Annotated in this window: 15 protein-coding genes and 3 pseudogenes; 11 read left to right on the top strand and 7 right to left on the bottom strand. The window is 59.6% G+C overall.

Features of this window, described 5'->3' with window-relative positions:
• The first annotated feature begins 142 nt into the window (after positions 1-142).
• The gene (locus tag PM2_RS28750; protein WP_016711234.1) at positions 143-865 is read left to right on the top strand and encodes a FadR/GntR family transcriptional regulator; all 723 of its coding nucleotides are present in this window, start codon (positions 143-145) and stop codon (positions 863-865) included.
• Positions 866-1,317: 452 nt separating this feature from the next.
• On the opposite strand, the gene PM2_RS28745 is transcribed toward PM2_RS28750, so the two are convergent.
• Positions 1,318-1,980 carry an HD domain-containing protein gene (locus PM2_RS28745; RefSeq protein ID WP_028700045.1) on the bottom strand — a complete coding sequence of 221 codons (663 nt, stop codon included), beginning with the start codon at positions 1,978-1,980 and terminating at the stop codon, positions 1,318-1,320.
• Between the two features lie 395 nt (positions 1,981-2,375).
• Here PM2_RS28745 and PM2_RS28740 point away from each other — a divergent pair, with 395 nt between their 5' ends.
• From PM2_RS28740 to PM2_RS32165, 7 genes and pseudogenes are all read left to right on the top strand, one after another.
• Complete coding sequence (locus PM2_RS28740) at positions 2,376-2,732, top strand: metalloregulator ArsR/SmtB family transcription factor (RefSeq protein WP_016711236.1); 357 nt, start codon at positions 2,376-2,378, stop codon at positions 2,730-2,732.
• Between the two features lie 29 nt (positions 2,733-2,761).
• Entirely contained in the window at positions 2,762-4,045 is a 1,284-nt protein-coding gene (locus PM2_RS28735; protein WP_016711237.1) for an arsenic transporter, read from the top strand.
• 14 nt (positions 4,046-4,059) lie between these two features.
• Positions 4,060-4,530: an arsenate reductase ArsC gene (locus tag PM2_RS28730; protein ID WP_016711238.1), complete on the top strand. Its 471-nt coding sequence runs from the start codon at positions 4,060-4,062 to the stop codon at positions 4,528-4,530.
• Between the two features lie 23 nt (positions 4,531-4,553).
• Positions 4,554-5,267 (top strand): arsenical resistance protein ArsH, encoded by a 714-nt coding sequence (arsH, locus tag PM2_RS28725; protein WP_023048559.1) that lies wholly within the window; start codon positions 4,554-4,556, stop codon positions 5,265-5,267.
• Between the two features lie 4 nt (positions 5,268-5,271).
• Positions 5,272-5,775, top strand: coding sequence for a phosphatase domain-containing putative toxin (locus tag PM2_RS28720; RefSeq protein WP_029380184.1), 504 nt, complete (start codon positions 5,272-5,274; stop codon positions 5,773-5,775).
• A gap of 25 nt (positions 5,776-5,800) precedes the next feature.
• Positions 5,801-6,883, top strand: coding sequence for an ArsO family NAD(P)H-dependent flavin-containing monooxygenase (locus PM2_RS28715; RefSeq protein WP_033741154.1), 1,083 nt, complete (start codon positions 5,801-5,803; stop codon positions 6,881-6,883).
• A 118-nt stretch (positions 6,884-7,001) separates the two neighbouring features.
• Positions 7,002-7,115 (top strand): annotated as a pseudogene (locus PM2_RS32165) (GFA family protein); the annotation flags it as partial.
• Positions 7,116-7,150: 35 nt separating this feature from the next.
• Here PM2_RS32165 and PM2_RS31720 read toward each other — a convergent pair.
• A pseudogene (locus tag PM2_RS31720) lies at positions 7,151-7,339 on the bottom strand (putative metallopeptidase); the annotation flags it as partial.
• Positions 7,340-7,422: 83 nt separating this feature from the next.
• On the opposite strand from PM2_RS31720, the gene PM2_RS28700 reads away from it, so the two are divergent.
• Complete coding sequence (locus PM2_RS28700; protein WP_028700042.1) at positions 7,423-7,908, top strand: GNAT family N-acetyltransferase; 486 nt, start codon at positions 7,423-7,425, stop codon at positions 7,906-7,908.
• Positions 7,909-7,911: 3 nt separating this feature from the next.
• Here PM2_RS28700 and PM2_RS28695 read toward each other — a convergent pair whose 3' ends face one another.
• The gene (locus tag PM2_RS28695; protein ID WP_028700041.1) at positions 7,912-8,103 is read right to left on the bottom strand and encodes a hypothetical protein; all 192 of its coding nucleotides are present in this window, start codon (positions 8,101-8,103) and stop codon (positions 7,912-7,914) included.
• 252 nt (positions 8,104-8,355) lie between these two features.
• On the opposite strand from PM2_RS28695, the gene PM2_RS28690 reads away from it, so the two are divergent.
• Positions 8,356-8,949, top strand: a complete 594-nt coding sequence (locus tag PM2_RS28690) for a hypothetical protein (protein WP_028700040.1) — start codon at positions 8,356-8,358, stop codon at positions 8,947-8,949.
• A 40-nt stretch (positions 8,950-8,989) separates the two neighbouring features.
• On the opposite strand, the gene PM2_RS30920 is transcribed toward PM2_RS28690, so the two are convergent.
• Both PM2_RS30920 and PM2_RS28685 read right to left on the bottom strand, forming a co-directional pair.
• Complete coding sequence (locus PM2_RS30920) at positions 8,990-9,238, bottom strand: hypothetical protein (RefSeq protein WP_019097566.1); 249 nt, start codon at positions 9,236-9,238, stop codon at positions 8,990-8,992.
• A 77-nt stretch (positions 9,239-9,315) separates the two neighbouring features.
• Positions 9,316-9,612, bottom strand: coding sequence for a hypothetical protein (locus tag PM2_RS28685; RefSeq protein ID WP_026020376.1), 297 nt, complete (start codon positions 9,610-9,612; stop codon positions 9,316-9,318).
• A 110-nt stretch (positions 9,613-9,722) separates the two neighbouring features.
• Here PM2_RS28685 and PM2_RS28680 point away from each other — a divergent pair.
• Positions 9,723-11,246: pseudogene (locus PM2_RS28680) on the top strand (DNA cytosine methyltransferase).
• Positions 11,247-11,276: 30 nt separating this feature from the next.
• On the opposite strand, the gene PM2_RS28675 reads toward PM2_RS28680, so the two are convergent.
• Both PM2_RS28675 and PM2_RS31435 read right to left on the bottom strand, forming a co-directional pair.
• Entirely contained in the window at positions 11,277-11,456 is a 180-nt protein-coding gene (locus PM2_RS28675) for a hypothetical protein (RefSeq protein WP_028700039.1), read from the bottom strand.
• 135 nt (positions 11,457-11,591) lie between these two features.
• The coding region (locus tag PM2_RS31435; RefSeq protein ID WP_042132621.1) for a methyl-accepting chemotaxis protein at positions 11,592-12,261 on the bottom strand (670 nt) is incomplete at its 5' end.

Here is a 12,261-nt window from a genome sequence, read left to right as displayed (position 1 = left end):
GTGAGATCGAGCGCTGCACATGCCACGTCGAACCACCTGCCGCCCAAACATCTCAAAACAGCGCCCCCCCCCGAACAAAGGCCGCCACTCAACCACTAATGCTATGATGCCCACCCCGCCCGAAGGACCACCCGCGCCCCACATGAACTACCGCCAGCCCACCACGCGCAAAAGCATGCATGCCACCCTGGTCCAGGACCTCGGCCTGCAAATCGTATCCGGCCAACTCGCACCTGGGCAAAAGCTGCCCTCCGAAGCCAGCCTGTGCGAAAGCTACGCGATCAGCCGGCCGGTGTTTCGCGAAGCGATGCGCGCCCTTACCGCCAAGGGCCTGGTCGAAGCCCGCCCGCGAGTCGGCACCCTGGTGCGGCCCCGCCATGACTGGCACATGCTCGACCCCGACGTGCTGCACTGGCTGATGCAGGCCACCCCGCAGAAAGACTTCTTCAACACCTTGTCCAGCGTACGCTGGGTCATCGAACCCGCCGCCGCCGCACTGGCCGCCACCAACGCCACTGCCGAGGATGTCGAGTCGATCGGCGAGGCCTACCAGCGCATGGAAGCCGCGCGCACCCATGAAGAGCGCCTGCAACCCGACCTGGACTTCCACGCCCGCATCGCCGACGCCACCCACAACGACTTGCTGGCCTACCTGTGCAACATGCTGTCGATGGCCCTGCGCGAATCGGTGCGCTATTCCAACCAGCGGCCGAACTTTGATCAGCTCGCCCTGCCCCGGCACAAGGCGATTCTTACGGCTATCCAGAACGGCGACGCGCTCGGGGCGCGGCATGCATCGCTGGTACAGCTTGAAGATGCACGCGTGGCGTTGAGCAAGGTGTTGGGGCAAGACCCTACGAGTTGAAATTCAACCTGTAGCCCACGGGATCGGCGGCTCCCCACGCGTGGGATGGATCGATGGGCGCTGGCGGTCCTTGTAGCAGGCAATCTTCTGCACGAAGACTTCCGGCGCGGGTCAGTTTCGAGGCCTGTCATGTTCGGCACGTTGCAACAAATGTGGGAGCGAGTTTGCCCCGCGAAGCGCCGTGAGGGCGGCGCTAGATGTCAGCAGCCCCACACGACTCAAGGCAGGCGCATGCAGGCCACTGATCAATCCCCGAAAGCCCTCTGGAAACTGAAGAAAAAGTCGGCGTAATCGTCAGATCTCAAGATTTTGTGAGCTCAGTGAAGAAAATCTCGTCGCTCAAGATAAAACTGAAGGAAATGGCCTTTCTGGAAAACCATGACGCCGTCTACAAGGCCGTGGAGCAAGCACGTTCCAGAGGCACATCAAAATCCACAGGAACTCACGCACGTCTAGCCATATCCCCCAGTTCCGACCTCCTCCATGAAGTCCGCAAGATACGCCTCAACCCGCGCATGCCGCTCAGCCGCAAGGCGAGCGCCTTCACAGGTTTTAAAGCCTGAAGCAAGCTTGAGCAGCTTGGTATGGAAGTGCTCGATCGCATAAGTCGTGTCCTGATATTCCCGACCCAGTGCAGCGGGGTTCTCGAAATCGTACAGCGCCGCCCCCATGCGCCCGGATACGTAAAAGCACCGGGCGATACCCACTGCACCGATGGCGTCCAGGCGATCACTGTCCTGGAGAATTCTGGCCTCAAGGGTGAGTGGTTCGATGCCTGCCGAGTAGCTGTGGGTTTTGACTGCATGCGCCACTTGGTCGATGCGCTGCGTGGGCCATCCCATGTCAGCCAGGATTGACGTCGCCTTCTGTGCCGACAGCGTTGACGCCTGCCCGCGCAAGGGCGAGTTCTTTTCTACTGCAACACAGTCATGCAGCAGAACCGCTGCAAGCAGCACTTCCAGGTCGCCGCCTTCTACATGCTGTATCCGTTGCGCGTTGACCCACACGCGATGGATGTGGGACAGGTCGTGGGAGCCGTCTGAGTGGTCAGCGGGTAAATGCTTCAGTAAGTCAGCGGCCAAATGCTGGAAAGGGGCAAAAGCCTCGTTAGTCATCGTGGGTACGTTCCACTGTCATCGTGAGACATCAATTTGACACGCCCTCATCAGTTTGCAGACAAGGCGAACCGCATGGTGCGTTTGGTATGCCCAATCTTGAACGTGTTCGCTGGCATGCGGGATGGCTGGACCGGGCTTGCGCAGCAAAACCAATAAGGTACCCGCTACCTTTCAAGCCTTGCGATCAAGGCCGCATCAGAGGCTCGATCCCGATCCATTTCCTGATTGGGTGATAGCACAACTGCAACGGCGATTCAGTTCGACATCTTTCGTAGGCCGCAGTGACGTCCCGTAAGGCGCGGCAATTATAGATATCTGCTTTACCGAATATTTGACTAAGCATATATTCGGACATCCAGATATTGCCGTACACGCATTACCCAGGAGGTCACATGCGGGAAACACTGAATCCCCCCATCGTTTTCAAATGCCTGGCTGATGACACCCGGGCCCGGATGACCCTGCTGATCGCCCGTGAAGGCGAACTCTGTGTCTGCGAACTTACCCACGCGCTGGAGCTGAGCCAGCCGAAGATCTCCCGGCATCTTGCCCAGTTGCGCGAGGCTGGAATCCTGATGGATCGACGCAAGGGTCAATGGGTGTACTACCGACTGCATCCCGAACTGCCTCAGTGGGTGGACGCGATGCTGAAGGGAGTGGTCGATGCCAACCAGGAATGGTTGAGCCCCGATGCATTGCGCCTTGCCGAAATGGGCGAGCGGCCGCAGAGCCCTGTTGCCTGTGCTTGAGACTTCCCTTCGCTGATTGAGTTGTAGCCATGCTGATCGCATTTTTGATTTTCCTGGTGACGATCGTTCTCGTCATCTGGCAGCCCAAAGGCCTGGGCGTTGGCTGGAGCGCCGCACTGGGGGCCATCGTGGCGCTTCTGGCGGGCGTGGTTAGCCTGTCCGATATCCCCGTCGTCTGGCAGATTGTCTGGAACGCTACCGCCACTTTCATCGCCGTCATCATCATCAGCCTACTGCTGGATGAGGCGGGGTTCTTCGAGTGGGCGGCATTGCACGTGGCCCGCTGGGGCAATGGCAGCAGCCGCAAGCTGTTCGCCTTCATCATCCTGTTGGGCGCCGCCGTCTCGGCGCTGTTCGCTAACGACGGTGCGGCACTGATCCTGACCCCGATCGTCATCGCCATGTTGCTGGCCCTGCGCTTCTCTCCGGCGGCGACGCTGGCATTCGTCATGGCGGCGGGCTTCATCGCCGATACCGCGAGCTTGCCGCTGGTGGTGTCCAACTTGGTGAACATCGTTTCCGCCGACTACTTTGGCATTGGCTTCAGCGAGTACGCTTCGGTCATGGTGCCGGTGAACCTTGTCAGCATCGCCGCCACCCTGGGAATGCTGCTGTGGTTCTTCCGCAAGGACCTGCCGCGTAGCTATGAACTCGACCAACTGAAGGCTCCCGAGGCCGCTATCCGCGACAAGGCGACGTTTGTTGCCGGCTGGTGGGTGCTTGCGCTGTTGCTGGTTGGCTTCTTCGCCATCGAGCCGCTGGGCGTTCCGATCAGCGCCATCGCTGCTGCCTGTGCGCTGATCCTCTACCTGATCGCCGCGCGCGGGCACGTTATTTCTACCCGTAAGGTGCTCAAGGACGCGCCTTGGCAGGTCGTGGTGTTCTCACTTGGCATGTACCTCGTGGTCTATGGCCTGCGTAACGCCGGCCTCACCGAGTACCTGACGCAGATCCTCAATGTCTTCGCCGGCTACGGGATCTGGGGCGCATCCCTCGGGACGGGGCTGCTCGCCGCTGGCCTGTCGTCGGTCATGAACAACATGCCCACCGTGCTGGTAGGGGCCTTGTCGATCCATTCTGCCGAAGCCACCGGCATTGTGCGCGAGGCCATGATCTACGCCAACGTCATCGGCTGTGACCTCGGTCCGAAAATCACCCCCATCGGCAGCCTGGCCACCTTGCTGTGGCTGCACGTGCTGGCCCGCAAGAACATCGTCATCACCTGGGGTTACTACTTGCGCACCGGCATCGTCCTGACGCTGCCGATCCTGCTTGCCACCTTGGCCGCATTGGCCATCCGCCTGAGCTTTTGAACCGGAGATACTTGATGAAAGTCTTGTTCATGTGCACCCACAACAGCTGCCGCAGCATTCTGTCCGAGGCGCTGTTCAATCATCTGGCCCCCGAGGGTATGGATGCTGTGAGCTCGGGCAGCTTCCCAAGCGGCAAGGTCAATGAGCGGGCACTGAAAACCTTGGAAGCCGCCGGTATCCCCACCGCTGGTCTTTCAAGCAAGGCCTCGGATGCCTTCGAGAGCTCTCCTCCCGACATCGTTGTCACCGTGTGCGACCGCGCTGCTGGCGAAGCCTGCCCGATCTTCTTCGGTCCATCGCTCAAAGCCCACTGGGGCCTGGCCGACCCTTCGGCGGTCACCGGGAGTGAGGCAGAAATCGAAGAAGCCTTCCAAACCACACTTGCGAAGATCGATGAGCGCGTACGCGCCTTCCTTGCGCTGCCTTTCTCGCAACTGAGCCAGGACCAACTGAAAGCCGAACTTGCCCGCATCGGTGCGCTGTAGGCCCTGAATCAATGGAGACCGAAATGAACGACCACCTGCCAAATGTCCAACCTGAACTGATTGATCTGCCGTCGCTGGAGCGGCTGGCGCCGAAGGATCCTTCCACACACAAACCGCGCATCCTGCTGCTGTACGGATCGACCCGAGAACGCTCATTCAGTCGCTTGATGGTCCAGGAAGCTGCGCGCCTGCTGGAAGAGTTCGGCGCCGAAACCCGTATCTTCGACCCTTCCGGCCTGCCACTGCCGGATGACGCTCCGGACTCCCACGAGAAGGTGCTGGAACTGCGCGAGCTGATGCAATGGTCCGAGGGCCAGGTGTGGTGCTCGCCCGAGCGTCACGGCTCAATGAGTGCTGTCTTCAAGGCGCAGATCGATTGGGTACCGCTGGCCATGGGTGCCGTTCGCCCAACCCAGGGCAAGACACTCGCCGTGATGCAGGTTTGCGGAGGCTCGCAGTCTTTTAACGTGGTGAACCAACTGCGCGTGCTTGGCCGCTGGATGCGTATGTTTACCATCCCAAATCAGTCGTCGGTGCCGAAAGCCTTCCTGGAGTTCGATGAAGCCGGGCGCATGAAGCCGTCTTCTTTCTACGATCGACTGGTCGACGTGATGGAGGAATTGACCAAGTTCACGCTGCTGCTGCGTGATCGCCAGGATTATTTGGTAGACCGCTACTCCGAGCGCAAAGAGTCGGCGGAAGAACTATCCAAGAGAGTCAATATTCGGTCTATTTGAGGTCATGAGCATGTCGCATCCTTACTCATCGAAATCGTTGCCCCATGCTCCGGGCGTGCTGATTTTTACGCCTTGTCCGGGCACCCAGTCCAGCACTCTTGCTGAAAGCCTGGATACGATCAAGCAGGCCGGTGCCGTGGCGCTGGTTACCCTGATGTCGGATACAGAGCTTCAGGAAAACAGCGTTGCCGAGCTTGGCGTCGCGGCCAAGCAGCATGGGTTGGAGTGGTACCAGTTACCGATCGAGGATGATCAGGCCCCGGATGAAAACTTCGAGGCACGGCTGGGAGAGATCCGCCACCAGTTGGACGCTTTGCTCGCATCCAACAAGGCCTTGGCCATCCACTGCAAGGGCGGCTCCGGCCGCACCGGCCTGTTCGCTGCCCGCCTGTTGACCGAATCCGGAATGCCACGTAATGAGGCAATCAAGTGGGTCCAGGAACTGCGGCCCCGTGCGATTCAGAAGCCCGCGCACATCGACTACATCAATCAATTTGGCGAAGTCTGAGCGCTTTAACCGGAAAGGAGAAATCATGGTCAACGAAGGCGAACTACTCGATGTCATCGTGATTGGCGGCGGGCAGTCCGCACTGACGGTGGCCTATTTTCTGAAGCGGGCCAAGTTGTCGTTCCTGCTGCTCGACGCCGAAGAGGCTGCGGGCGGGGCGTGGCGCCATGGCTGGGACTCGCTGACGCTGTTCTCACCCTCCGCATGGAGCTCGATCGCGGGCTGGCCGATGCCGCTAGTCACCAAAGGTAATCCCGATAGGGATCACGTGGTCAGCTATCTGGAGCAGTACGAGGCGCGATACGGGTTCCCTATCGCTCGACCCGTTAGCGTCACGTCAGTGGAGCGGACCGGGCGTGGCCTTCGTGTACGCTCGAAGGACCGCGACTGGGAGGCTCGTGTCGTCATCAGCGCAACGGGGACCTGGAGCAACCCCTATGTTCCGGCCTATCCGGGGATAGAGCTGTTCCAGGGACAGCAGATTCACTCCGCCCATTACCAGTCACCAGAGGCTTTCGAAGGAAAGCGCGTGCTGGTCGTTGGTGGTGGCAACTCGGGGGCGCAAATCTATGCAGAGCTGTCCGAGGTCGCCGACGCAACGTGGGTAACCACGGAGGAGCCGGCGTTTCTGCCTGATGACGTCGATGGTCGGGTGTTGTTCGAACGGGCTACCGAGCGCCTCAAGGCTCAACAGGAGGGCCGTGTTATCGACGCACCGGTCGGTGGGCTTGGCGATATCGTCATGGTGCCCTCAGTAGTCCGGGCTCGCGAGCGCGGGGCCCTTCGTGCTGTAAGGCCTTTCACCTCATTCACGCCGGATGGGGTCGTCTGGCCAAATGGTGAGAAAGCCCAGGTCGATGCGGTGGTCTGGTGTACTGGATTCCGACCGGCGCTGGATCACCTGAAGGCACTGGACGTGCTGGATGACTACGGTAGGGTCGAGGTTGATGAGGGGCGCTCTATTCGCGAGCCGCGCCTCTGGCTGGTCGGATATGGCGACTGGACCGGCCTGGCCTCGGCGACGTTGATCGGCGTCACCCGTACTGCGCGCAGCACCGTTAACGAAGTAGTAGAATACCTGAACAGCTTGGGGCAGCCGGATGCATAGCGGAATCGAGATTCGTGTCGCCAGACCAGAGGATGCAGAAGAGATCCAGATCATCTACGCGCCCATCGTGCTTAACACGGCCATCTCATTCGAAGAGGCAGTGCCGAGCGTGGAGCAGATGACTCACTGCCATTGCAGCCAGTGCCGCAAAGTTCACGGGGCTGCTTTCGCATCCTACGGAAGCGTTCCGCGTAGCGACCTGCGAATTCTTCGTGGCGCCAACAGCATCAGTACGTAGCCGCCTCAGCAAACTCCAGCATGTCGGCCAACTGCCCCCTGCTTGGCGAACCCCGTCGATGCCCACAGCACCCCGACGTTGGCGTCGATGAGGTGGGTATGCTCTGGGTTATGGATGCTGCCGGTCTCTGCGAGGATCTCGCTCTGGACCCAATCCCACACACCGGTGGCAGGGCATAGTGTGAGCCACAGAGATTGGAGCAAGTCAGCTGGAGGCATTGGTCTACTCATCGGTCACCTGCAGCTTGAAATGGTGGCGCGTTGACTGTATTGGTGAGGTCAACTCACCCGCAAGGCAAATCATGCGAATACATTTCAGACGTCTCAGCGACGTCTCCATCGGGGACATCATCGCGCTCAACAATAACCCTGATGTCTTACGTCAAATGCCCTTGGGGCGTCCAGACTTTGACGAAAGCAAGTGCAAGGCATGGGTCGCTCAAAAAGAGGCCCAATGGGACCTTAATGGATACGGTCCCTGGGCATTTTTCGTGGAAGATAAATTCGCCGGCTGGGGTGGCCTGCAGCATGAAGACGGTGACGCTGATCTTGCTTTAGTGCTTCACCCAGATTACTGGGGGCTTGGCAGAATGATATTCGATGAGATAGAGCAGCGCGCTTTCCAAGAGCTGGGCTTGGAGTCAATTACCATATTGCTCCCAGCTACCAGAACTCGAATCAAAGGTGTGCTTCGCCTAGGGTTTCGCCCCGACGGAGAAGTTGAAATCGACGGCACCTACTTCACACGCTATCGACTCCAGGCAAGCGCTAGCGCAAAAATCTCGTAATCTTCACCTAGCGACCATTCTATGTGACTCGCCGTGCGCGTGCCCATGCAGCAGGCCAACCAGCAGCCCCTGCGCAAGTCCGGCTTCCTTGGCAACATCAATCGCCTTGATCAGCGCGGTGTCGAGCGCATTGGTAGCGACCACCACGTCGGTCGACAGCGGCAATACGTGGCGCAGGCGTGTCACGTTGCTCATGTACACCTCCTCGCGAGAATGCTCAGGCGATTGGATCAGCTGGCTTGGCAATCGAACGCACAAACAACATGCAGAAACCCTTTCACTGGCCGTCACGAGTTTCTTGGATATCACGCCAGCGCTTCAGAAGCGCACCAAGCGTGGCGAGAGCACAAGCACCAGATAGCGCTTGCCTACGCCGAGATTCAATCGGACCCTCGTATCGCCGCAGCATTGCGGACTCGATACGCTGCCTGAACAAGGGAAATAGCCATGATCGAAGCCACCGAGAAGCAGCTTGGCCTGCTCTGGCGCACCCTGGGCCTGTGCGCTGAGCGCTCTGACCGCCGCAGCATCAGCCGCAACCACGTCCTCACTAGTCCAGGCTACGATGACTCGAACAACCTGGATTTGCTGGTGGCGGCCGGCCTGATGACACGCGGCAAGGCCCCGGCCTTCTGCTCGGAGGACGAGGTGGTGTATCGCGCCACGGACGAGGGAAAGCAGTTCGCCCTGGACAAGCTGCCACCGCCCCCTCCGCCGGCTAAGCGCACCAAGTTCCACGCCTACCTGGACGAGTGCGAGTACTACGACGGCTTCGCCCACTTCCTCGGCATCAACCAACCGCAAATCCAACAGCGCGGCAACTGGGGGAACTACGAATACCGTATGGTCCGATACCCACGCGGAAGTGCCTACTGCGAGCATCGCCGGCCTACCCGTTTCGCGCACTGGTCGCCCTACGAAACTCTTGAGGTCGCCGGTGAGTGGGCGCCGACCATGAAAGCGGCCAAGGCCAGCTACAAAGAAACGCTTCGGCTGCACCAGGCCAAGGGCCGCGCCGATAAGAAGCGCCTTGCAGTCTGACCCTCCGGCGCTGCCGGACAATCAGCGGCACAATAACGATCTACTTACACTGCAACGCCACTTCTCCCAAGGGGCCGCCAGTTCCATTTGCTGAAAATGCGACGACGCATTGCATCGCACCACAATTGCAATTGTATACGGCGTGCTTATTCGCAATCAGGTTTGCCTGGTCAGAACATCCGCAAGCACTAGGAGCAACGTTGGCCTGCGGCTGCGCCTCCACCTTTTCACCGCAGCCAACCAACTGGGCGGCTGCTAGAGCAATTCCGAAAACGATGAGAAATCTCATTAGAGTTCTCCTGGTTCAACCATATCCGAATAGCACACCCCAACTACCTGAACAAACTGGCGCTGCCCGCCAGCGCCTCAGGAGCCTTCGCTTTTCACCTGGCAAATCCCGTTGGCCCGGTTCTTCCCGGTATACGAGACATCAGGCGAGCCATCCGGGTTGATCGACAATGAGATTGTCACCCCACTGCCTTTGGCTTCGAAGTAGTTCTCGTTGAACTTCTTCAGCTTGCCTTCCTTGCCATTGATGTAAATCGGGCCGCCCTTGTCGGCGTGTACCTCGATGTTGCCTGGGCACGTGGCATTCACCAGCGGAATACCAGCCTGAGCCGCGCCCGACACCGCCAGCAAAGCACCAATCATTAGTCGCTTCATCTAACGCTCCTTGAGTGGATTGACCGAGATCGAAGCAATAGCCCAATTCGGCGCTGCCCGCCAGCGCCTTCCCCTATTCAACGATAACGCCTCTGCGGCGAGGACCGCCCATGTCTGCATTTCAGAAAAAGAACCACCTCGACTTCAAAACCCAGTACGGCCTTGGCTTCGATCCGCAAGACGATGAGAGGAGCGGCCTGAAGTGGGCAGGCAAGAAGAAGCCGCGGGTGATCAGCCTGGAGAACGTGAAGCAGATTTTGTAGTGGAGCCCGCAGATGGCGAAGCGCGACAGGGCCACTGGCCGGGTGATGAAGCTGGACGGCACCGTGGCCGACATCGGCGAGCGCGTTCCAGTGCAACAGCAGTTCTTGGTGCCCGACCCGAAGCGGCGCGGCATCACTTGGCGCCGGTTTGTGCACCTGCTCGAAGGGATGGGTTACCAGGTGGAATGGCAGATCATCAAGGCCTGAGACTTCGGCGCGCCAACCAGCCGGGAACGCCTGTTCATGATCGCCCGCTGCGACGGCCAGCCCATCGTGTGGCCAGAGCCGACCCACGCCAAGAACCCAGGCCAGCAGAAGTGGCGCACAGCCGCAGACTGCATCGACTGCAGCGTGCCGAGCAAGAGCATCTTCGGGCGCAAGAAGGCGCTGGCCGACGCCACGCTGCGCCGAGTGGCCAAGGATATGAAGAAGTTCGTGATCGACAACCCGCAGCCCTTCATCGTGCCCATTGCGAAGGGGTCGGGCGAACTCGCCCAGTCGGCAGATGAGCCGCTGCGCACTGTCACATCCTGGCCCCGCGGCGGATCCTTCGCCGTGACAAGCCCAGTGATTCTTCCAGCAACGCACCAAGGCGCCGACCGAGTGAATAACCCGCGTGATCCACTGCCAACGGTAACTGCAGCCAATCGCGGCGAACTGATGGCCAGCCCAGTCATGATCGGGGCCGGTGGGCCTGTGTATGCCGGCAAGCCTGCGCCAGCTGATCAACCAATGGGCACGCTGATGACGCAGAACCACCGCGCCCTGGTCACTGCATTCATCGAGCAAGCCAACGGCGGCTTCAACCCAACTCCGGCCAAGGGTGCAGACGAGCCACTGACCACGGTCACCAACACCGGCAGCCAGCAGCGCCTCGTAACGGCCAGCCTGGCCACGCTCCGCTGCAACTGCGTAGGACGGGCAGCAGATGAGCCGGTACCGACCATGACCGCCGGCGCCGAGCATCACGCCCTAGTCGAATACAAGCTGTCTCCAGAGCACGAGGAAGGCGCTCTGCGCGTCGCCGCGTTCCTGATCAGCTACTACGGCACGGAGAACATCAGCGCCTGCAATTCGCCAACGCCCACGGTGACCACCAAGGACCGCCTGGGCCTGGTCACCGTCTTCGTGAAGGGCACCCCCTACGTCATCGTCGACATCTGCCTGCGCATGCTGCAGCCGCACGAGCACTACCGAGCCCAGGGCTTCCCGGTCAGTTACATCATCGACAAGGGTGCCGACGGCAAGCCGTTCACCAAGACCGAGCAGGTGCATATGTGTGGCAATAGCGTTAGCCCACCGCCGATGGCTGCACTTGCTCGCTCAAACGATCCTTGGAAAGTCAAAGTTTCGGAAGCTGCTGCCGCTTGACCCACCGGCGCTGCCCGCCAGCGCCTTGCCCTATTGAACGAGAGGGTTGCCGCCCAGGCCTTTTCGGTAGCGGGCAATCGAGATGATCTGGCGCAAGCAGATGACCATGTCTTTCTTCATCTGGTCGTCCGGCAAACCGATCTTTTTCAGCATTGCCTGAGCTTCTTCCTCGATCGAGGCAAGGGCCTCAGTATCGCTTTTCAGTGTCATGGCGACCTCCACCAGGTCGAATCAGCCACGAATTAATAGCTCACCAGAACATTGCGCGCCAACTACGGCGTCTTCCCCTCTCAAACGATGAACGCATTCTCGGCGAGGACAGCGCATGCATTAAAGACCGACAGACTACCGGACCTCATTCGCAAATCGGCCTACTGCGCCAACTACCTGCTTAGCGCCCTCTTGAATCTCCATGATGACGGCACCTGCTTCGTTGGCTAATACTAAACCCTCTTCTGCTTTGCCACGGCTGTTAAACATTTCGTTCACAGCTTGATCAGCCAGCATTTGGTTTTGTTGGACAACGCCAACGATCTCCTCGGTTGCCGAGCTGGTGTGGCCCGCAAGCTTGCGCACCTCATCGGCAACTACGGCGAAACCTCGACCGTGCTCGCCGGCCCGCGCTGCCTCGATCGCCGCATTGAGGGCGAGCAGATTGGTCTGTGAAGCGATACCGCCAATAGTTTGAATAATCGAACTGATCAAAGCAGATTGCTTACCGAGAGCCTCGATGCTTTCGGAAGCTGACTTCATCTGTTCGGCGATGCTACGCATGGTATCGACAGTCCGCGTCACTACTACGGCTCCACGCTCTGCGCTCGAGTCGGTTCGCTGGGAGACATAATACGCAACGCCAGCTGCATCCTTCACTTCTTGCTCGCGGGCGACCTGGTCGGTAACCACGCTTGCGAATTTCACGACCTTAGAAAGCTTTCCCTCAGTGTCATGCACAGGGTTGTATGTCGCTTCTAGCCAAATATCGTTGCCTCGCGCGTCTACCCTCTTGAAACGATTA

The organism is Pseudomonas monteilii NBRC 103158 = DSM 14164, assembly GCF_000730605.1.
Classification (GTDB): domain Bacteria; phylum Pseudomonadota; class Gammaproteobacteria; order Pseudomonadales; family Pseudomonadaceae; genus Aquipseudomonas; species Aquipseudomonas monteilii.
The sequence above is the reverse complement of the archived record's forward strand: the minus strand, read 5'-3'. Positions and strand labels throughout refer to the sequence as shown.